General features: G+C 43.5%; 20 protein-coding genes and 2 tRNA genes. 2 read left to right on the forward strand and 20 right to left on the reverse strand.

Translation table 11 applies throughout. The features are described 5' to 3' along the window. Positions 1-187: 187 nt before the first annotated feature. The 3 genes from CWO27_RS18225 to CWO27_RS18235 all read right to left on the reverse strand — a co-directional run bounded on the left by CWO27_RS18225 (position 188) and on the right by CWO27_RS18235 (position 2,682). Positions 188-604 carry a MarR family winged helix-turn-helix transcriptional regulator gene (locus CWO27_RS18225; protein ID WP_102433445.1) on the reverse strand — a complete coding sequence of 139 codons (417 nt, stop codon included), beginning with the start codon at positions 602-604 and terminating at the stop codon, positions 188-190. Beyond that, positions 582-1,532, reverse strand: coding sequence for a CDF family Co(II)/Ni(II) efflux transporter DmeF (gene dmeF / locus CWO27_RS18230; protein WP_102433444.1), 951 nt, complete (start codon positions 1,530-1,532; stop codon positions 582-584). Before dmeF ends, CWO27_RS18225 begins: the two co-directional genes overlap by 23 nt. A 277-nt stretch (positions 1,533-1,809) precedes the next feature. Beyond that, the gene (locus tag CWO27_RS18235; RefSeq protein WP_048658616.1) at positions 1,810-2,682 is read right to left on the reverse strand and encodes a LysR family transcriptional regulator; all 873 of its coding nucleotides are present in this window, start codon (positions 2,680-2,682) and stop codon (positions 1,810-1,812) included. A 261-nt stretch (positions 2,683-2,943) separates the two neighbouring features. On the opposite strand from CWO27_RS18235, the gene CWO27_RS18240 reads away from it, so the two are divergent. Next, entirely contained in the window at positions 2,944-4,203 is a 1,260-nt protein-coding gene (locus CWO27_RS18240) for an adenylosuccinate synthase (RefSeq protein ID WP_102433443.1), read from the forward strand. Between the two features lie 71 nt (positions 4,204-4,274). Here CWO27_RS18240 and CWO27_RS18245 read toward each other — a convergent pair whose 3' ends face one another. The 15 genes from CWO27_RS18245 to CWO27_RS18315 form a co-directional block, all read right to left on the reverse strand. Continuing rightward, positions 4,275-5,216: a GGDEF domain-containing protein gene (locus CWO27_RS18245; RefSeq protein ID WP_107899330.1), complete on the reverse strand. Its 942-nt coding sequence runs from the start codon at positions 5,214-5,216 to the stop codon at positions 4,275-4,277. Between the two features lie 153 nt (positions 5,217-5,369). Then, positions 5,370-6,008 (reverse strand): OmpA family protein, encoded by a 639-nt coding sequence (locus CWO27_RS18250; RefSeq protein ID WP_102433441.1) that lies wholly within the window; start codon positions 6,006-6,008, stop codon positions 5,370-5,372. Between the two features lie 8 nt (positions 6,009-6,016). Next, complete coding sequence (locus CWO27_RS18255; protein WP_102433453.1) at positions 6,017-7,573, reverse strand: TadE/TadG family type IV pilus assembly protein; 1,557 nt, start codon at positions 7,571-7,573, stop codon at positions 6,017-6,019. A gap of 10 nt (positions 7,574-7,583) precedes the next feature. Then, positions 7,584-8,141, reverse strand: coding sequence for a tight adherence pilus pseudopilin TadF (gene tadF / locus CWO27_RS18260; RefSeq protein ID WP_102433440.1), 558 nt, complete (start codon positions 8,139-8,141; stop codon positions 7,584-7,586). After that, positions 8,131-8,613: a TadE family protein gene (locus tag CWO27_RS18265; RefSeq protein ID WP_048664896.1), complete on the reverse strand. Its 483-nt coding sequence runs from the start codon at positions 8,611-8,613 to the stop codon at positions 8,131-8,133. The genes tadF and CWO27_RS18265 overlap by 11 nt, the downstream gene beginning before the upstream one ends. Next, on the reverse strand, positions 8,600-9,337 hold the full coding sequence (locus CWO27_RS18270) for a tetratricopeptide repeat protein (protein WP_102433439.1): 738 nt from the start codon (positions 9,335-9,337) through the stop codon (positions 8,600-8,602). The genes CWO27_RS18265 and CWO27_RS18270 overlap by 14 nt, the downstream gene beginning before the upstream one ends. A 12-nt stretch (positions 9,338-9,349) precedes the next feature. Further along, a complete protein-coding gene (locus CWO27_RS18275) occupies positions 9,350-10,192 on the reverse strand; it encodes a type II secretion system F family protein (RefSeq protein ID WP_107899331.1) in 843 nt (280 codons plus the stop codon). Further along, positions 10,189-11,091 carry a type II secretion system F family protein gene (locus CWO27_RS18280; protein WP_048658591.1) on the reverse strand — a complete coding sequence of 301 codons (903 nt, stop codon included), beginning with the start codon at positions 11,089-11,091 and terminating at the stop codon, positions 10,189-10,191. Before CWO27_RS18280 ends, CWO27_RS18275 begins: the two co-directional genes overlap by 4 nt. Position 11,092: 1 nt before the next feature. After that, on the reverse strand, positions 11,093-12,364 hold the full coding sequence (locus CWO27_RS18285; protein WP_048664894.1) for a CpaF family protein: 1,272 nt from the start codon (positions 12,362-12,364) through the stop codon (positions 11,093-11,095). Continuing rightward, a complete protein-coding gene (locus CWO27_RS18290; protein WP_107899332.1) occupies positions 12,361-13,602 on the reverse strand; it encodes an AAA family ATPase in 1,242 nt (413 codons plus the stop codon). The genes CWO27_RS18285 and CWO27_RS18290 overlap by 4 nt, the downstream gene beginning before the upstream one ends. Beyond that, entirely contained in the window at positions 13,602-14,081 is a 480-nt protein-coding gene (locus tag CWO27_RS18295) for a hypothetical protein (protein WP_048664893.1), read from the reverse strand. The genes CWO27_RS18290 and CWO27_RS18295 overlap by 1 nt, the downstream gene beginning before the upstream one ends. Beyond that, positions 14,078-15,448 (reverse strand): type II and III secretion system protein family protein, encoded by a 1,371-nt coding sequence (locus CWO27_RS18300; RefSeq protein ID WP_102433436.1) that lies wholly within the window; start codon positions 15,446-15,448, stop codon positions 14,078-14,080. Before CWO27_RS18300 ends, CWO27_RS18295 begins: the two co-directional genes overlap by 4 nt. Continuing rightward, a complete protein-coding gene (gene cpaB, locus CWO27_RS18305) occupies positions 15,448-16,272 on the reverse strand; it encodes a Flp pilus assembly protein CpaB (RefSeq protein WP_048658586.1) in 825 nt (274 codons plus the stop codon). Before cpaB ends, CWO27_RS18300 begins: the two co-directional genes overlap by 1 nt. A gap of 22 nt (positions 16,273-16,294) precedes the next feature. Next, a complete protein-coding gene (locus CWO27_RS18310) occupies positions 16,295-16,720 on the reverse strand; it encodes a prepilin peptidase (protein WP_102433452.1) in 426 nt (141 codons plus the stop codon). A 148-nt stretch (positions 16,721-16,868) separates the two neighbouring features. After that, on the reverse strand, positions 16,869-17,075 hold the full coding sequence (locus CWO27_RS18315; RefSeq protein WP_017080668.1) for a Flp family type IVb pilin: 207 nt from the start codon (positions 17,073-17,075) through the stop codon (positions 16,869-16,871). A gap of 415 nt (positions 17,076-17,490) precedes the next feature. Between CWO27_RS18315 and CWO27_RS18320 the strand changes: the two genes are divergently transcribed. Next, entirely contained in the window at positions 17,491-18,384 is an 894-nt protein-coding gene (locus tag CWO27_RS18320) for a LysR family transcriptional regulator (RefSeq protein ID WP_048658585.1), read from the forward strand. A gap of 611 nt (positions 18,385-18,995) precedes the next feature. Here the strand turns inward: CWO27_RS18320 and CWO27_RS18325 are convergent. Further along, positions 18,996-19,072 (reverse strand) — tRNA-Val (locus tag CWO27_RS18325). A gap of 70 nt (positions 19,073-19,142) precedes the next feature. After that, a tRNA-Val gene (locus CWO27_RS18330) sits at positions 19,143-19,219 on the reverse strand. Between the last annotated feature and the right edge of the window lie 69 nt (positions 19,220-19,288).

The raw sequence follows: 19,288 nt of genomic DNA on the forward strand, positions 1-19,288 counted from the left end.
ACGAGCGAAGAGTAATATTAGAGGTTTTGACTTGTTTTTTTAAACGGGAAACCCATCGATTGGTGATTGTAACGTTGAGCGTAAACGGCGAAAAAAATGGACCTACTCAATTCGAGTCTGGTCCATTTTTGGATTTCTTAATCAATCGCTTTGCGGCTAATAAGTTATGCTGCGAACTTAAGGCCGACTAAAACGCTTTCACCATCTTGGTTAGGCACTTCAATAACACCGCTTTCTCGTCTTCTTCGATGTCTTGCGTCAGCTCATTAACCAAATTCAAGTGAAGTTGGTTGTGGTGAACATGGATCTTCTGACCTTCATCGGTCAAAGCCACCACAATCGCACGACGATCCGTTGGGTGTTCATGGCGTTCAATCAATTCTGCCTTAACCAACTTCTCAATTTGAACAGTAAGTGTGCCAGTAGTAATGCCAAGCTTTTCTGCCAATTCTTTCATTCTTAACGCACCATGCATACCAAGCACTTCGATGGTATGTACTTGTGCTAAGGAGTAACCCGTTTCTTTGACAACGGATTGCTCCCACGAAGACATTTTATCGTAGAACTCAGTCAGTATTTGATTAAGCTGTTCTATATTTTGCATGGCCGTTTGAGTGCACTTCGAGAGTAAGATGATTAATCTTATCAAACTTGGCGAGCATTTGTTTATATTCAGGGACGCTTTTATCGCTGTTTGATTCAAGAGTAATCGCCGCTGAGTAGTGATGCCCGCTCACCTTCCACATGTGTAAGTCGGTTACGGCGGCATAAGGAGCTAAGGCTTCAGTTATGCCGTTGCGGTACTCATCGTCAATATTCTGATCGAGTAAGATTGGACTTGTCTGTTTCATGAGGTTCATTGTCCATTTGGCAATCACAACCGCACCAACCATACCCATTGCGGCATCCAACCAGTTCCAACCGTAAAACTTACCAAATAGTAGAGCAACAATCGCCAACAGAGAAGTCAATGTATCGGCCAAGACGTGCATGTAGGCCGCACGCAAGTTGTGATCGTGATGATGCCCATCATGTTGGTTATCGTGACTGTGTCCCTTATGTTCAGAATGAGAGTGTCCGTGATCATGATGATGATCCCCTAGCAAAAACATACTCACTACATTCACTGTCAAACCAATACACGCAACAATAATCGCTTCGTTAAACTGAATCGCTTGCGGGTTGAACAAGCGATGTACTGACTCCACCAGCATCAACAACGCCACAATACCCAACGCTATCGCGCTGGTGTACCCGCCTAACACACTCACTTTGCCGGTACCGAAAGAGAAACGTTCACTGTCAGCATGCTTCTTGGCGTAACGGTATGCGAACAAGGTAATACCAAACGCTGCTGCATGCGTTCCCATGTGCCAGCCATCAGCAAGTAGCGCCATAGAACCATAAATAGTACCTGCAATAATCTCGACAACCATTGTGATGACAGTTAACAAGAGAACGTAGAAAGTACGTTTTTCACCTTGTTGATTGTGTGAAGAGAAGTTGTGTTGATGGCGTGTTGGAAAACTCAAAATGGCGTCCTTAGATTGTGTTAGTAGTTAGACGATCTTTCTCAATAAGAGAACTTTGATTGACAAGTAGTTTGACAATCAAAGCAATTGATTGGAATTTAGTTTGATAATCAAACTTTGTCAACGATGAATTTTAAGGCTCTGATTTACAGAAGGAATGGATGATGAGAGATTTAAGTTATTTCTGTAGCCTATTGCTTTGAGCAAGAACGGTGATTTACCGACACAAAAAAGCCCACACGAGGTGGGCTTAGATCGATCTGACTTAGCGATGGAATTATTGGTTTTGCAACAGGTTAATCTCATCATTCACCCATCCTAACAACTGCTTGGTCGCTTTCGACAAGACTTGATTCTGCCTCACAATATAGCCAAGGCTCGTACTAGAAAAGTTCGCCAATGGTGTGACTTTTGATTTCAGATGTTGCTTGGTTGATATTGCAAATTCAGGGACAATCGCCACACCAAAACCGGCTTCTGCCCAATCGATTTGAGCGTCTACGCTCCCTACTTCCATGACTCTGTGATTGGGTAGGTTTAAACTTGGTAAACCTTCATCGATGAAGTCACGTGTTCTCGTATCATGGCCTAGTAGAATCAAAGTGAGCTCTGCATCAGAATCTTGGATATCAAACCCATCGCCAAGTGCACACCAAGAAAGCTCTTGAAGCTTAGTGAAATATAATGACTCGTTGTGCTGTTCTTTGGCGATAACAAAGCCAATATCCGCCTGAGCATTTTTAACTAAACTCGATGCTTGAGATGACGTGGTATTCAATAGCGTAAGATCAATACCGGGATACTGCGCTTTAAACTTCTGGAACGGGCGAATCAACAAAAATCGAGAAATGATGTCACTCACGGCAATAGTTAACGTCCCGATTTTAAGGTCGTTAATGGCATTGAGATCGGCCTGACAAATTTGCAGTTCAAGTAACGTTCTTTGACTTGTTTCCAATAGTCGCTCACCCGCTTGAGTCAATTGAAATGGGCTTCTCTCAATCAACTTTATACGTGTTTGTTGTTCTAGTTGTTTTAGGTGCAAACTTACGTTGGGTTGCGTCATATGAAGTGCATTAGCCGCTTTCCCAAAATGCTTGTACTCCGCAAGCGTCACAAACGTCTTCAACAAATTAATATCGAGCATCATGTCCTCTCTCTCGTGTCACTTATATCATTCCCTAAAAGTAAAGAATGCTCCATCCGTCATTCCCTACAGTGAGGAACGAACATGGTAAGGAATCTCGCTTGTGGTTTGAGATTCCAGATACCTCGGTTCTGGAATGACGATCATTGGTAGATTAAGACTTTAAGGATATATGGAATCCTTATCAAGATAATAAAGATAATTAATTTCTCTTATCCACTTTGTAGGCCTAACATGATTTCTCAATCAGTTAGGAGAAAAATTATGCCATCTATCGTTGTTGTGGGCGCAAACTGGGGGGATGAAGGCAAAGGCCGCATCGTCGATTTTTTAGCAGACCAAGCTTCTGCTAGCATTCGTTTTCAAGGTGGAAACAATGCAGGTCATACTGTGGTAAATGACTTCGGTACATTCAAACTGCACCAACTTCCTAGTGGTATTTTTAATCCTGACTGTACAGCGGTTCTTGGCCCTGGCATGGTGATCAGCCCTGCGGCGCTAACTGAAGAGATTGCAGAAGTACAAGCGGCTGGCATCAAAGTAAAAATGGCAATTTCAGATCGTGCGACACTGTGTCTGCCTTTGCACGCTCTTGAAGATACACTTGAAGAAGAGCGTTTAGGCGATGGCGCTTACGGCTCAACACGTCAAGGTATTGCACCTGCATACGGCGACCGTGTGATGAAGAAAGGAATTCTTGTGGGCTGGCTGAATCAGCCTGAGATTTTAGAGCAGCGCATTCAATTCATGCTTGATTGGAAGATGCCTCAACTTAAAGCGCTATACCCTCAATGTGACTTCTCTCAGAGCGCTTCTGAAATGACAGAATGGCTACTTGAAGTGACTAAAGCTTGGCGCCCGTTCATCTGCAACGTAACTGAGCCGCTAAAAGCACTGCAATCGCAAGACGCGAACCTACTGTTTGAAGCTCAGTTAGGCGCAGGTCGCGACCTTGTCTACGGTGAATACCCTTGGACGACTTCTTCTAATGTAACCGCAGCTTACGCGGGTATCGGTAGTGGCCTACCTGCCCTTCGCCCTGAGCGTGTTATTGCTGTTGCTAAATCTTTCAGCTCGTCTGTTGGTACTGGTACGCTTGTAACCGCAATGGAAGAGCAAGACAGCTTCCGCGAAAGCTCTAACGAATATGGTGCAACGACGGGTCGCCCACGTGATATGGGTTACTTCGACGCGGTAGCAACTCGCAACGGTGTTGACCTTCAAGCCGCAACGGAAATCGCACTGACTAAGATCGATTGCCTGTCTGGTCTATCTGAACTTAAGATCTGTACCGCATACTCAGGTGAACATACTGAGAACCCAATTTGGCCACAAACGGCTGAGCTAAAGCCTGTTTATGAAGATATGGCAGGCTGGGACGAAGACATCACGGGTTGCCGCACGTTTGAGAGCCTTCCTCAAGCCGCACAAGATTACGTAACTCGCATCGAAGAGTTGATGGGCGTGCCAATCGTGATGGTATCGGTAGGTCCTGAACGCGAGCAAATGATCATTCGAGCTTAGGTTAGAAAGCTACGATCAGCATCTACATCAAAGCCCACATTTAGTGGGCTTTTTAACGTCTGCACAAACATCTAAATCTTGTTTTTCTTATTAAGGTACATGTTTTCATCGGACGACTTTATTAGATTAATAATATTGAAGCTTCGAGAATCAGCAATACCACAACCATATGAAAAGCCGAGTGAAACCTCATCATCACAATGAAAGCCTTCAATGAAATCATGGAATTCAGTGTGAATTTTTTTGACCAACTCACGAGCAAAACCCGGCTCTTCTGAGTGTATGACGACGATGAATTCATCACCGCCGACTCTCGCCGATATAGTGTTGTACTTTGAATTGTTTTTAATGCATGACGCAAATCCAGATATGTAATCATCACCTTTGAAGTGACCATACGTATCATTGATGTACTTCAAATTATCCAAGTCGAAATACAAACAAACAACCTCTCCATCGCTGATGTTTGCTTTGTTGAATTCATGGAAAAAGCCCCTTCGATTAAGCAGCGTCGTCATGATATCAAAGTGACTGTTTTTGTATAAAATCCTGCTCTCTTCTTTTAATAGGATTTCAGAACGCAATAGAGTCGATATGTTCTCAATCAAGTTAACTTGGCTTTCGGTATATGTTGTTGGGCTTAAATCAAACACTAAGAGCACCGCAAACACTTCTTCATCTATATCCCTAACAGGAACGCCGCAAAAAGACTTATAGGCATCTATTCCTGTTGCAGAGGCGGATTCGCCACCAGCATAACCACTCAAATAGACCGTGCGATTTTCGTTATGCACATACTCACAAAAACAGCTAATTCTGCTCTTATGTTGGTTACACGATATGTTTGAGGAGCTCCACACACTCTCAGAACCAGAGCAACTCAAATCAGAGATCATGATGATGCCCGCATTCGATGCGTCCATTATGTCTCGTATGTTATCCAATATAGATACCCAAGTATCGACATCGATATTTCTTTGCATCCCTTCAGAAGAGAACTTATCAAAAAGCATTAATATTTACTTAGTATCAGACGGTTAAACTTAATCGAATATTCATTAGTATACGTTGTAACAAAAACCCCAAGAGCGATGTTCTAGGGCGGTTATTACCTAGTACTAAGCTGCAACCAAGCACTAAGTAACAACCAACCCCAATCGTGCATCTCAATTTTCTAGTTCAGTGGCATCGTTCGCAGAGGCCCAAATTTCTGAGCGTCGATTCTTGGCTCTACCCTCTGCGGTTGAGTTAGAGGCAATAGGTTCACTTTCACCAAATGAACGAATAACAAGACGGTTTTTCTCGACACCATCGGCCATTAAGCCATCCGACGTCGTAAGCGCTCTTTGTAGGCCGAGCGCTTGGTTATAACCTTCTTCGCCTGTACTGTCGGTGTGGCCATCCACCGTAATTGAACTGCCGTTAGTCTTTAACTCACCAGCTAATTGACTCAATGCTTTGCTGCCCATCGGCGTTAAGTTGTGTTGATCAAAACCAAAATGAAGACGGGCCAACAACCCTTGACGCTCTTGATTACTGATCCAAGTCTTACATCCCGATTGATTCATCCCCAGATTAGATTGACTGGCCAAAGTTTGCTTCAACTCGTTGCTATCAGAAGGCTGCTCTATTTGTAGAAAGCTCTGTCTATGCTGTGCGATGCCGACGACATCATCAACTCTTACACTATGCTGATATTCACTGGATGCCGTGTCGCAATAAACGTTGATACCTTCTTCCGCATTAGCGATAAAACTAAGTTGCAATGTCGATAGGACGATTGAACTGATCATTAACTTTTTCATATTTTCCTCTAGTACAACTTAGTGATTCCGCTTGTTTTTGAGCCTTTACGGATGAGTTCTTCTATCTTTTCAATCAATTCATCTAGGTTAGATACATCGATAATGTCTTCATTTGGATCGACAACACAGTCTTGAAATCCACTCTGTTGGGACGCTCGAAAATCGATACCAATAACACCTATGTATAAGCCCGGTATCTCTTCTCTTGCTTTGTCACACATACCTCTGTCGACTAACCCTCTGAGGATGCCGTTATCAGGACTTTCCTGCCCATCACTTAAAATGAGCAGCATCTTGATTTTTTTGTTATAAGCCTGCTGTTCGTCTTGATCGGAACTGTTCGGGTCACCGTCATGGAGAACTTGAGAACCTCTCAAAATGCCTTGAAAAGCAGCCGTACCACCATCTGCCCACATCGAATTAATCGGATTCAAGTCTGAAAGCTTGTTCGATAGGCGAATGTTGGAAAACTGCGATGAATCGGAAGAACCATGCGCGTTAAATAGACGAGTTCCACTCACACCATAGAAATCAGGCTGTAACCCCGACTTATCAGTAAACATCGTCGAGACTGAACTCGGGAAATCAACGTAGTTGTAGACATCTGCAACCAAGTAATTATCTTGATTAATCACATCCTTGATACGTTTGGCGTACTTTTGATTGTCCGATTTTGGGTTTGGGCAATATGATTTCCAGTACGCACAATCAAGCACATAATCTTGCGAATAGGTACGCCAGTAATCCCAGTTAACATCGTTGTAAGAATAAGGCGATACGTTGGTTTTATAGTTATCTTTGTAGCTCAATTGGCTTGTCGCGTTGGCTCTATTACCCGAGACGATTTCCCTCGTTCGAACGTTAAATGGCACAAAGCCAACTCGGTTAAGCAGCTTGTCTCCGGTGGTATCTTCTCCGGGCTCATCACAAACGTATTTCCACTCTCCATCGACATAGTCTTGGTTAATCGACGTACAAAGGATCTTGTTTGATATTTCATCGATGGCGGTTTTCAAATCGTCGATTTTTCTGTTTCGATTTGAACCCCATCTGTCGTTCATTGAACCGGAAAAGTCCGACACAAAAACAATGTCGATGTTGTTATCACCAAGATACACCGGGTACTTTCTCGCTAACGAACGGCCCGCCAGGTCTTGCTGCTCATCAAAAGACGGGATAAAGCTACTCGCAAACCAAGAGTCGTGTGTCGTCTTGGCATTCACTGTGTATTGGATGTATTCAAGAACCCCAGCACCCTCGTCTTCCGCTTGGTGGAAACGGTCTGCAGAAAGGTTGGTTGATTTGATGTCTCGAACATAGTTTTCGACATACTTGGTCGCCAATCCACGGGCCTGATCCGGTTGATCTTCAATAGTCACTGCTATGGCTGCAGCCTCTGCGGAATCTCGTAATCGACTGGTCTCTTGAACATAACGTGTGCCTTCAACCGCCCAAAAGGTCATGCCCATGATTGGAACAAGCAATAAGCCCATCCACACCGCGGCAACCCCTTGTTGTCTTTGGAGACTGATATGCTGGCGATTGATTTGACGCCCATGCTGCATTTTCATTTCATTATCTCCCTGGCATTATTGAAGAAGAGCCAATCTTAACCGTGGTACTGCTACCACCGTTGAAGAAGGGTTTGAACCAAGAGCTTTCCTCTTCACAAAGACTGATTCGGTACAATGGATACACAACCCCCTTTTCTACAGGCGCTAGATCCGCATGCTCGAGAATCGAATCGGTTTGGCAATTTAAGCTTCGATACTTGCTGGTTGAGAATTCAGCGACATTCGTTTTATTGGTCAACGCTTCAATCTTGATGGCCACATTGTCTACTGGTGTATTGAGCATTCGGCTTGCTACTTTCGTCATGTCTTCTAACTCTGCGTTGGTCACAGATAGGTTCGTTCCTGCCAACACATCGGCTTCAAAATAACGAGTACGCTCTTTGATAACATTGACTAAGGCAAAGCTGGATCGATCAAGCTTGGCACGTGCGAGCAATTGATAGCTCAAGTCAGCCCCAAAGAGATAAACGCCCCATAAGGCCACAAGAATGAAAACTAACTCAATGGTGTACGAGCCTTGCTGGCGTCTTTTGGAAAGCACGCATTGCTTACGGAGCATCATCTTTCCACCCCTCGTGCTCTAAGTTCAAAACCATGGTGCGTGAGATATCTCTGTCAACGGCACCGGTCAGTTTAATTACGGGTGTGTAGCGGTAAGTCACTGTAATTTCTGCCAAGTCATAGTTGAAGTTCAAGCCTTGATCTGAGTGTCCCCTGTTCGCGATAAAGTCGTCATAGGTTTTGAAGTACTGACCCGCGATAGAAAAACGAGAGCTATCAATTAAGAAACTCCACAGGTTGTCATCGTCTTCAATTAACGACCTAAACTTATTCTCGTACTGTTCGTTGATCCCTTTACCTTCATAGATTTTGGTATTCCTGATAGTTTCTCTCAGCGAATACTCGGTCATGTTCACAACGTAGATTTGGTAACTCGATTCGAAGATCGCAAAGGTGGCAAAAAACAGAACAAGCGCACCTAATACAAACTCAATCGCCGTCACGCCCTTCTGCTTGTTAAGACGCTTCATCATTAACTCCCAATTGAGTCAATTCAGCAGCGATGTTCTGAATCTCTTCTGCTGAGAAGTCACCTTTGAGCAACTTTTTGGCCGAGTCAATTTGCTGAGTTTTCATCAGAGCAATAGCCAGATTAGCTTTAACGGTTTTATTCGCTGGGTCTTCTTTTAAAACCGGATCCAATGTTTGAATCGCTTGTTGGTACTCGCCATTAGCCATTTGAATCATTGCGATGTTGTTCTTAACGACGACATCGTCATAACCGCGTAAACGTGCTTGGTTGAGCTCTTGTTGTGCTTCATCGTATTTCCCAACTTTGGTGTAAGACACACCAAGCAAGACGTGAATTTGCCCTGTTCTATTTCCTGCCTCGATAGAAGTTACATACGCAGCAATCGCACTTTCAATGTCATTTTTTGCATCAAACACTTGCCCTTCTAACTGATACAAGTTGGGATTTTTAACCCCCTCTTTTTGCAAGTGTTGAACATAGAAGTCAGCCGATTCGATATCTCCTTTGTGGAAATATGCCCAAGCCAGTTTCTCTTTCACCTCTGGATCTTCGAAGCCTTGCTCTAGCTGGGATTTGTAATAACTAATCAAGCCATCATAGTTCTTCACTTTTTCCATGCTAGTGACGTCAGCGAGCTGCAAGTCTTGTTGTGACGGTGCCGATTGACACCCCGCCAACACACTCAACGTGAGCAAAATGAAACCGATACGTTTTCCAATCATTAGTAATTCTCCCTAGATGCTCAATGTCATTTGCATGATGCTCGGCGCGAGAATCAGGATAACGATCGGGAACATGATGAAGAGGATCAAAGGCACACTCATCTTGGCAGAGAGCTTACCCACCTTTTCCTCGACCGTAAGAATCTGGACTTTTCGCATGTCTTCAGCGAGATCACTTAACACACTCGCCACAGATGTTCCGTATTGCAGGTTTTGGATAATCGTCAACACAAAGCTTCGTACTGGTGGCGTTGGGATGCGTTCACTCAGATCATTGAGCGCCTTTTCCAGCCCGTGTATTTTCGCCGAGTCCGATGTGCGCTTAATTTGGTAACAAAGGTCTGAGTCAAACTCAGCCAACTCTATTCCCAAATAGACCAATGCGGCTTCAATCGTCATACCGGTTTGCACACATACCGACATCATGTCGAGTAAATACGGCAGTTGAGCTGAGGTTCTACTGATCAACATCTTGCGTCGCATTTGAAGCAAGGTATCTGGCACGACGATGACGGCAATCAGCGAGAAAATAACGATGAGCAACTTGTTAGTTGATGTCATATCCCCCAACAGCACCAACCCTGAAATCAACGCCAATACCAATAACTTGGCAGGGAAATAAAATTTCGCCCATTCGGTGTTGTAATAGCCCGCCTCGATCATCTTTTGCTCGAGCTCGTGTCGATGCTCTTTACCAAAACGAACAAAAAATCGGTTTACACGCGAAGGTGCACGAACAGCATCGTCTCCAATATAGAGCGCAACTTTCTTATGTCGTTGCTCTTTACGAATCGAATCGACAATTAGAAAGAGTAACGAAAAGAACAGCACAATAAGGGAGGCCAGTAACATCATGCGCGTACTCCTCTTACTAATAACCAAACAATGAACAAACCAAAAAGCTCACTACCCAACACGTAAAACAATATGATTCTTCCCTCTGGGTCATAGAGAACAAAATCCACATTAGCGGGATTAACGTAGTTGAGAATAATCATAAAAATCAAAGGAATGGCTGCAACGATTTTGGCTGAAATTCGGGCTTCCGACGTCATCGCCATCTTCTTTTTCTCAAGTGTTCGAGAGTCAACCAAAACCCTAATCAGACGAGCTAACACGCCCTTTAGTTGCCCCCCGCGAGCGATGTTTGCCCTGATCGTCACGGTAAAGAACAGAAACTCTGGGTACGGGTAGTTTTTGCATGAGCGTTGAAGCACCACTTCTGGAGACTCACCTAGCTTCAGTCGCTCTCCCATTAGCTTGAACTCGCGTCCAATGGGGTTGTGCATCACATCACCCACATAACTGATGGCTTGCATTAAACTGTCACCCGCAGTGACGGCACTCATTAGGATATTCAACGCATCAGGGAACGTATTCTCAAAGTCTCGACGCCTTCTTGTGACCAGAAAACGATAGCCGAAAAAGGTAAACATCAAAGATGAACCCAGTACCAGCCAAGAATTGGTGATTGATAGTAGATCAGTAACGATGTACCAAGACGCGATAAGACTGCCCGTTATATATAAGGCGATGTACAACGACGATCTCGGGCCCAACACCATTAATGTTGGTGAGATGGAATCTTTGAATTTTTGCCAGCCTTGCTTGCGCACCAATGACTTCACGTTAATCGCATTAAAGTTTTCAGCTTCCGCTTCTTCGATATTGAAAAATTGGTAGACCTTTTTGACCTTTGAATCTCGGATCAAAAGCAGCACAAACGCAAATAGGATTAATGAAATCCAAAGCATACTATGCCCCCTTAAACGCGGCGATCAGCTCATCATAGAGCCCGAAAAATTGCGCTTTTTTCACAAGCTCAGATCGTTGCATAATGCCGTCGGTGACGAATTCGCCTTTAACAGTTTCTCCGTAATGCGCATCGTCATAACGAAAGCGATAAATCTCTTCCATCACCACGCTCTCACCTTCAAGGCCCACGATTTCAGAGATGCTCGTGATCTTACGAGACCCATCGCGTAGCCTGTTAACCTGAACAATCATCTGAACGGCACTGACGATCGTTCTTCGAATCGCATCCAGAGGCTGATTTAAGTTCGCCATCATCACCATAGACTCAACACGAGCAATCGCATCGCGCGGCGTGTTGGCGTGCAATGTAGACATCGAACCATCGTGACCCGTATTCATGGCTTGCAGCATTTCAAACGCTTCAGAGCCCCTGCACTCACCAAGAATGATGCGGTCTGGACGCATACGAAGCGCATTGATAACCAACTCTCGCTGCGTTACTGCTCCGGTTTGTTCAACGCTTGAGGTACGTGTTTCCAGTCGAACCAAGTTAGGTTGTTGCAGGCGCAATTCAGCCGCATCTTCAATGGTGACGATGCGTTCATCTTCAGCAATGTATTGAGACAGCGCGTTGAGCAACGTGGTTTTACCTGAACCGGTACCGCCAGAGATCAATACATTAATTCGACAGCGCGAAGCAATCATCAGCACTCGCGCCATGTCTGGAGACATCGACCCGAAACCAATCAAATCTTCAAAGCCAATCTTCTGCTCTCTGAACTTACGAATAGAGATAGATGTGCCATCCAATGAAATAGGCGGAATCACAATATTCACACGACTACCATCTTCAAGCCTGGCATCGACTGTTGGAGAAAGCTCATCCACTCGTCTTCCAACACGTGAAGCAATACGCTTTGCTATGGCTAACAACTGCTCTTCATTCACAAACGAAACTTCGGATTTTTTGACCTTGCCGTGTCGTTCGAAAAAGATGTTGTTTGGCCCATTCACCATGATGTCGGAAATGGATTGATCTTCGACCAAAGGCTGCAAAGGCCCCAAACCAAACAGTTCATCGATTAAGCTTTTCACCAAGCCTGACTTCATCATCGACGTGATCGGTCTTTGGTAGCTATTAGCTAACAGGTCAACGGCCGCTTGTATCTGAGATTCAAGGTCTCGACGGCTCATTTTCTGAACCGCTTCTGCATCTAGGGCTTCAAATATCTGACCACGAAATGCGAGGTATAAGTCTTTGTTAGAACTCATTTAGCACGCACCTTTTTCAACCAAGAATTCATGCCCTTCTGATCCATAGGTTGACCATTAATCAGCTTCACCAATTGCTCCATAGAACGACTGATATGGCGGTCATGCTTGTGCCCGCGTTTACCATCAATAATGATGTGCGCTAACGCTTTACAGTAGTCGACTTCGAGATCAACCTCTGCGCCTAAATACTTAGTCAGATCGGGCTTTTGTAAAACGTAAGCGTTTTCCGGACGATGGTAGTTCACCACGGTAATCACACGAGTACGCGATGATAACGAAAGCTGCAAGTTGGAGACTTTTTCAAACAGTCGTTTTGCACTTCTTACTGAAGACACTGACGCATCCAACACCAACACAACCACATCAAAGTTTTCTACCAAGAGTTGAGGTTCAACTTTGAAATCCACGCAACCCGAAAAGTCTTCAATAATGAAATTGGTGTTACGCGCTAACAGGTCACACAAGGTTTGGTTGTAATTAAGAACATCGGTTTGACTCATGTCGCCATCAATCGCTAACAGACGTAAATTCTTACGAGCGTTGATTAGGTAACTCAACGCCCCTTCTTCATCCATTTCATGCAATGGTGCGGTGAACTCGTCAATGGTTCTCGGCTTAAAGTCTTTTAGGCCGAGCAAGACATCAAGGTTGGTATCCGCATATTGATGATCGACGAGAATCGTGTCCGAGCCTTGTGTCGATAATAGTGAGCTCAACTCGGTTGATAGAAACGATGCACCCACGCCGCCTTTTGAACCGACAATCGCGACTCGTTTTGCTTTACGTTTTTGGCTCACACCAGAGAAAGTCTTAAGGTTCTTACTAACGTGGTTCAAGAAGTCAGCAAATTCCTGCTTATTCACTGGCCAGAACACGTAGTAAAAACCCATATCTTTAAGCGAACGAAGCGTAGAAATCGCATCCTCTTTACCAATCACAACCACCCCTTTATGCGTGGGTAGTTTGCTGGCAAAAGATTTAGCGTCTTCAACCACATTGGTCGATTCATTAAGCTCTAGAATCACAATGTGGCTGCTTTGTTGCTCTGTCAGTTTGGTTAAACCGGCTTTGGCTTTGACACAAGCAGGATCATTCCATCCTTCAAATCGAAAGACTTCTTGAACAAGGTCTAAACACTCTTGAGATTGATAGAACAATGTACATCCGGCAACACCTGTCGCTCCGGTCTGAACTGGCTTGGCCTTGGTTGTTAATGCTTTCGTTAGGTCAAACATTATTGCTCTCCTACCAAACGAGACTTGTAAGCCACTTGCTTCAAACGCATCGATTCAGCAAAGCAATCTTGCTGCCTCAACCGAACGTGAATCTGCGCTGGTTTGCATTCTTGAGTCTTCAAACGCGTTAACGTCACCTGAATATTGAGATCAGTAGGCAACAATTGAGCGCTTCGATACGTCACTCTTTGTGGCGCGATAAGGTGTGAAGGATATTGTTTAAAGATCGCCTGCAACATCTGTTTGGTGCGGGGAGATTTGTAATCCACGACATAGGTCGCTTCTTTGTCCATCGACTCAATATCTTGAATTAAAGCAGTAATCTGTTTGGTCGTTTCAGCGCGGTTTTTCATCGCAAACTCAAAACTGTGGTGCTCTTTGTACACCAAGGCTTCAGAACCCTGTCCGACAAAGTATTGCTCAGAGGCGCAGCCGAAAAGTGACGTGGTAAATAACGCCATCAATAATAATTTCTTCATTGGATAAACCCTCCTTGCGACAACAGGCGAATCGTTGCATCAGATGACGTCACCGACTTGCCATCCCATTCGACGTTAAGCCAACGCGCCAATGTAGAGGTCTTTTTGATGTAAGGCAGCTGAATGTCTTTCGGCTTAATTGGCTCGACGAGATTCACGGTAGCAACGATGATCAGCTCAGTTCGCTTTCTTTCTGTGGTTGCTTTTCTGAATGCAGCACCAAGTACAGGAATATCGCCAACGAAAGGGATTTTTTGCATTTTTTCCAAATCAGCACTGCTCATCAAGCCACCAAGAACGAAGCTGTCGCCATCGGCAAGTTCAACGGTTGTCATGGCACGTCGTGAAGCCAATTGTGGGACTTTGATTCCTGCCGCTTCAACATAACCTTCGACTTCGCTCACTTCAGGCGCTAATTGCATGCGGATCTTGTCTTGACTAAGCACTTTCGCCGTTAGGTCGAGTTTGATGCCGAACTCTTTGAAGGAAATGTTCACATTGTTACTGGTAGTAACGATAACGGGCACTTCGCCTCCCACAAGGAAACTTGCAGACTCACCGGATAACACGGTTAAGTTAGGTTCAGCCAGAACTTCAGCAATCTGATCATTGCCTAACGCTGTGATTAACGTGCTCAGGTTTGCCGCATCGAACTGGTCGAAAACAAATTCACCAACACTTGAGCCCACAGAACTCCAATCAACACCAACGGTTTGTCCAAACGATTCCGTTACCTGAGCAACTGAGATTTTGACGTTCACCTGTTGAGTGGTCGCAACTTCAATACGTTCGATGATCCCTTCCCACGTCATATTGCGGGCAAATACCATGCTTTCGGGTTCTTCGTAATTTGAGCTGTCAGATTTAAATTCTAGCTTCTGAGTTTTTTCCCATTTCTCGGTTTTTTCTCGTCCCAATAGAGTCGCTACCAAACGATAGATGTCGTCACGAGTCGCTTCGGAATCAACAAGGCCACTGACAGCGACTTGCTCTCCTACAGACTGAACCTTGACCTTAGCGTCAGGGAAATGAAATTTGAGTTGGCGTCTAATATCCGTCAGATCCAAATCGACAATAATACGATCGGACAGCAACACCTCATCGTCAATTCCATAGACAATTAAACGTGATTGCCCAATGCTATTGGCGAAGACTACCAAGGTGTTGTCGTTGATCACTTTGTAGTCAACGATATCAGGGTTATTGATGAACACTTGACCAATCGGGCTTTTGAATTTGATGTGCTGACCATCGTTGAGCGTAATGGAACGATCGGCAGCAAAAGTGTTTGTTATAGAAAGTAAGCCAATCAACGCTGCTAAGATGGAAACACGCAGTGCTTGTTTGATTCGGTGATGGATCATCATTACAACGCCTCTCTAGAGTTATTCTCATTACCACGTAGCTCAGCAATACCGGTATAGTTATCGATAATGTTGCGTACCTCCGCGACCTCAGGTTGCGTATAGGTTTGGCTTCGATAAATTTCGATGTGCATTGTGCGTTGTGCTAGCGCGAGTTTTGGTAATTCATCAGGCTTAACTTCGATGACCACCGTAGTCAAACCGTCCTCTTTACTCGGCGCTCGAGCGGTAATTGAACTGTCGCCAGTTTCGTCATTTCCGATGTTGAGGACTTTGACATTTTTAAGAAACATCGAGGCCTTCACCCCTCGAAAGCGCTTTGGTTTATCGATATTTCCAGCCAAGTTGGCATTAGGAGAACTCACTGTGAGAATATCGATGTACGAACCTGGTCGGATGTAATCGTTGATTAGGTTTTTATCACTGACTTTAAGTGGGTATAACGTCATGCCTTCTGTTATCAAAAGATCTACATATCCTGGCTGTCCTGGTGTCACTTGATATTCAGGCAGTACCACCTCACTGGCGTTAAGGTCGCGATTTAACAAAGTGGAAGGAGCAAAGCTGATTTGAGCGTCTTCTCTAACACCCAGCGTTAAAGCTTCACTTAAAGGAAGCTGTTGTTTGACGACACCTTGTGCGTCGATTGCACGCCCTTTTTCGTAGGCTTTGGTGGTCATCCAAACGGCAACATGTTCTTCATTTTTTTCAATGATCGTTTCAGCCGCTACTTTCGGTTGGGGCTCACTCTTGAACAGGTCGATAACGCCTAGCGCACCCACGATTAAGGCAGCAATGGCCACAAGTAATACCAGTCGGGATCTCATAATGTGCTCATTTTTTGGAGGTTCATATATGTGGCGTAGATTGAGTTAAAATTACTAAGTAAAATCCAATGCTAATTGCTATTCCATATGGAATACCCTCTTGGTTATGGGCATTTCCTCTTATTAATTTTTTACTTATTAGATAAGTAAGCGCTAAAATACCACCAGCAAAAGCCGTCAGAATATACGCCAATAATAAGTCATCAACAGGGATGGCAAGAGACAAAATAACGACGTATTTAATATCACCCGCTCCAATCCAAATCAGCTTATAAAGAATAAGTCCTCCACCTAACATCAGTAAAAAACTCATAATTTGGATATCTAATGGGGATATGAAACACTGCAAGAAGAGTAGTACGAGCAAGGCGTAATTTTGTATCTTACGATAGAGAAAATCAGTAGCCGACACATATATACTCAATATTGCCAAAGTCACTAAATACAATTCATGACTAAAAATTGGAAATACCACCTAAGTTTGGTTAAAACAAATCTTATTTTACATCGTAAATTAACCAAGCCAGACCAATGTAAACACAGGTCTGGCATGAATATCTCTCGATATCTTCTACATTAGCCAATAAGGCTTGATGTTAGCTGCTAGCAGTATCAATAGCCGTAGCTACATCTTCAAAAGCACCTTCTAGCTTACCAATGAAGCCATCAGCACCTACCGCTGTAGTTACTAGCACAGCCATTGCAACAGCAATAAGACCATATTCGATCGCAGTTACGCCGCGCTCATCGTTCTTGAATTGTGATAAAAACATGCTTGTTTTCACGTATAGCTTAGTAATCATTATTTGTTCCTATAAGGGCTGTTGAAAATTCGTCGCCATTATAATTAGCCCACCCACTCTGGGGAAAATACCCCCTATCGACTTTATCAATAGGTAGAGCGAAAATTGATCAAAATAAAAACACTAAAATTAAAAGAAAACGTAACAAATCTTTTATCAACAATGAGTTACAGTTAAAATCACTGTCGGAAATCTATATTAATTTAAATTTATAAACTTGAAAAAGTAAGATGCAGCTCAATCTTTTTTGTTATATACAACTTATATAACCTTTAGATATAACCCAATTGATAATTTATTAGGCTTTATTATTCATTATAAAACCTGTTGAAATACAAGTATCATCACGCTATTGTTCTTCGAATCAACAAACAATAATAAATATAATTTCTTTGTGTCAAAGGTTAGTCGAATCATGAAACTACATTTCGAAAATATTGTTTCGTTCATAGCAGTAGTTGAAGAAGGTTCATTTAGCTCTGCTGCACGCAAGCTTGGAAAATCACAGTCAACAGTTAGCACAGCTGTTCAAAATCTTGAGTCAGACTTAGGTTTCAACGTATTTAATAGAGAGCACTCTAAAGTCTGGTTAACAGAGAAAGGGGAACGCCTATTCCAATTATCTTTACCTGTGGTATCAAAATATCGGGAATTAATCACCGTTGCCCAGCAGATGAATATATCTGACCAGATAGTTTACCGCGTGGGTATCGATCCATTGGTGTTCAATAAAAACGTAAAGAAGACACTACTAGCATTCTCGGAAGCATTCCCGAATGTCGACTTACTTGTAGTGACGAAACCCAGCTTTGTGTTAGGTAACTATATAAACGAAGGGAAGATAGACCTAGCGTTGGGTAACCCGTACCACAAGACCAATTACGACTTCAATATCGAGGAGCTATTCCACGTTAACTGCTGGTGGGTGGCTCATGAAGACTTAGTCACCTTAAAGTCTCAAGCATCGTCACAGCGAGTGCTATTAATGGACGGGTGTGAAGAGCTGCTTAACTTGTCTAACATCGCAGCATATAACCTATGGCGGCTGGATGATTTAGGAACCATCATCGATTTATGTAAAGCTCAAAAAGGCATCGCTTTTGTACCAGGGTTTCTTATTGAAGGTAATATCAAAGAACATAAACTTAAGGTTATTACCGATCACCCTGACTTTTTTGGTAAACGAGTTATTGCATCACTTTTCTGGCAAATACATTCTGACTTTAGCTTGTTTAATCAGTGGATCAAAAAGGAGCTACAAACCAGTACTCAATATAAACAAACATTTGTTGCTGATTTAGCTCAATAACGTTCTCTTAAAATCTGGAAATCACATTCTGGTACATTAGCCAGCTTCGGAGTTAATACGAGTAAAGCCATACATCTTGATATAGTTCCGAAACAATCCATAGATAATAAATATAATTGACGTCGTTATATTTTGTTTATTCTATAGCTCATCAATCAAAACTTAACGACAGCTATAACCTTTCATTGCTTCGATTTAATTGATAGAAACAACTTCAGAGTATTTATCGCTTTACTCGTCATTTGTTGATCGCGAAATCTAGATTTAAGTGCTTGGTAGTAAATCTACGAGAGTGATTGTCGAGCGGTCGTCTACAAGCTCACTACGGGGTTATTTAGGGTAATACCCGCATCTTGCCACTCTGGGGCGACTTAGCTTTCGGTTAACCTCATACAAACGATGTTGATGAGTAGAAGAAAGGCTGATGATGGTGACTACACTCACCCCCAAATTGCAGAGACACACGAAGTCTCATTAAGTCTACAACGCCGGCTGGCAAGACATACAGGGCTTATAAGAGCTGGCAGATTGTATAGGAGTTATGAGAGGAATTACAGGCACAAAAAAGCCCACACTAGGTGGGCTTTCTGCTTGTTCATAAAGAACGAATTTGGTGCCCGCTACTGGACTCGAACCAGTGACACCTTGCATGTCATGCAAGTACTCTAACCAACTGAGCTAAGCGGGCGATGTTCTAATTTCTTATTACTACCATTGTGACAAACTCAATAGTTATGCAATAACAACTAAACAAGGAATGGTGCGTCCGAGTGAACTCGAATCACCGACCCCCGCCATGTCAAGGCGGTACTCTAACCAACTGAGCTACGGACGCATTCCTTTAGAACGAGGAAGATATTAACGACTGATTTATTGCGGCGCAAGTAGAAATTACACTTGAATC

Source organism: Vibrio sp. 10N.286.51.C3 (assembly GCF_003050065.1).
GTDB lineage: Bacteria > Pseudomonadota > Gammaproteobacteria > Enterobacterales > Vibrionaceae > Vibrio > Vibrio crassostreae.

What these genes read in the sequence shown, in the direction of transcription:
- CWO27_RS18270 (WP_102433439.1), bottom strand. Translation starts at nt 9,337, where the DNA reads ATGATTGGAAAACGTATCGGTTTCATTTTGCTCACGTTGAGTGTGTTG.
- CWO27_RS18240 (WP_102433443.1), top strand. Translation starts at nt 2,944, where the DNA reads ATGCCATCTATCGTTGTTGTGGGCGCAAACTGGGGGGATGAAGGCAAA.
- CWO27_RS18280 (WP_048658591.1), bottom strand. Translation starts at nt 11,091, where the DNA reads ATGCTTTGGATTTCATTAATCCTATTTGCGTTTGTGCTGCTTTTGATC.
- tadF (WP_102433440.1), bottom strand. Translation starts at nt 8,141, where the DNA reads ATGCTCCGTAAGCAATGCGTGCTTTCCAAAAGACGCCAGCAAGGCTCG.
- CWO27_RS18315 (WP_017080668.1), bottom strand. Translation starts at nt 17,075, where the DNA reads ATGATTACTAAGCTATACGTGAAAACAAGCATGTTTTTATCACAATTC.
- CWO27_RS18235 (WP_048658616.1), bottom strand. Translation starts at nt 2,682, where the DNA reads ATGATGCTCGATATTAATTTGTTGAAGACGTTTGTGACGCTTGCGGAG.
- CWO27_RS18265 (WP_048664896.1), bottom strand. Translation starts at nt 8,613, where the DNA reads ATGAAGCGTCTTAACAAGCAGAAGGGCGTGACGGCGATTGAGTTTGTA.
- CWO27_RS18290 (WP_107899332.1), bottom strand. Translation starts at nt 13,602, where the DNA reads ATGTTTGACCTAACGAAAGCATTAACAACCAAGGCCAAGCCAGTTCAG.
- CWO27_RS18245 (WP_107899330.1), bottom strand. Translation starts at nt 5,216, where the DNA reads ATGCTTTTTGATAAGTTCTCTTCTGAAGGGATGCAAAGAAATATCGAT.
- CWO27_RS18250 (WP_102433441.1), bottom strand. Translation starts at nt 6,008, where the DNA reads ATGAAAAAGTTAATGATCAGTTCAATCGTCCTATCGACATTGCAACTT.
- CWO27_RS18225 (WP_102433445.1), bottom strand. Translation starts at nt 604, where the DNA reads ATGCAAAATATAGAACAGCTTAATCAAATACTGACTGAGTTCTACGAT.
- CWO27_RS18275 (WP_107899331.1), bottom strand. Translation starts at nt 10,192, where the DNA reads ATGATGTTACTGGCCTCCCTTATTGTGCTGTTCTTTTCGTTACTCTTT.
- cpaB (WP_048658586.1), bottom strand. Translation starts at nt 16,272, where the DNA reads ATGAGATCCCGACTGGTATTACTTGTGGCCATTGCTGCCTTAATCGTG.
- CWO27_RS18295 (WP_048664893.1), bottom strand. Translation starts at nt 14,081, where the DNA reads ATGAAGAAATTATTATTGATGGCGTTATTTACCACGTCACTTTTCGGC.
- CWO27_RS18285 (WP_048664894.1), bottom strand. Translation starts at nt 12,364, where the DNA reads ATGAGTTCTAACAAAGACTTATACCTCGCATTTCGTGGTCAGATATTT.
- CWO27_RS18300 (WP_102433436.1), bottom strand. Translation starts at nt 15,448, where the DNA reads ATGATGATCCATCACCGAATCAAACAAGCACTGCGTGTTTCCATCTTA.
- CWO27_RS18255 (WP_102433453.1), bottom strand. Translation starts at nt 7,573, where the DNA reads ATGCAGCATGGGCGTCAAATCAATCGCCAGCATATCAGTCTCCAAAGA.
- CWO27_RS18320 (WP_048658585.1), top strand. Translation starts at nt 17,491, where the DNA reads ATGAAACTACATTTCGAAAATATTGTTTCGTTCATAGCAGTAGTTGAA.